This is a genomic window from Vibrio sp. 2132-1, from assembly GCF_033344315.1.
This window is the reverse complement of sequence record NZ_JAWPON010000700.1, coordinates 1-557: the sequence shown is the minus strand read 5'-3', so window position 1 is coordinate 557 and position 557 is coordinate 1. Positions and strand designations below refer to the sequence as shown.

General features: G+C 45.1%; 1 pseudogene. It reads left to right on the top strand.

Going from position 1 to position 557, the window contains the following annotated elements:
• Window positions 1–557 (top strand): annotated as a pseudogene (locus tag R8N47_RS27465) (serine protease); the annotation flags it as partial.

The window sequence follows — 557 nt, the reverse complement described above, 5'->3', positions numbered from 1 at the left end:
AACCGCGAAGGTGTTGCTGGTCCTCCGGCGGGTTTGTTGGTCGACCAAGAATATTTGGTTTCTCACGATACCAGCCCTGAAGAGATAGGTCAGTCCAAGCCTAAAGATATTGTGGAAGATACAGTGTATGAAATTGACGCTCGATTTAAGGGGGCAATGAGCTATCAGCGTCATACTTTAGTCGGACAAGCAGAATATAGCTTTGTGCAAAGTAAAAACTCGTCGATAACGCTGGACCCTCGTGAGTTAGGGGGCTTTTTGCATTTGTCAGGCATACCGAGAAACAGCTTGATAGGGCAAAACTTATTCTTCAGCAGTTTGGTATATCGCTACAAATGGTTCGACAATGATTTTGGATTGTTTGAAGCGCCAGTTTATGTAGGCGCGTCGCTAGAACATGGCGGTACATGGTCAGACAACGATCTGAAATTGAATGAAGCACCATTGTATAACGCTGCATCAATTTTCTTTGGTGTGGACTCGCCAATTGGACCTATTATGTTGGCATACGGTCGTACGGAGCAGGATATGGAAGCTGTGTATTTGATCGTAGGAAC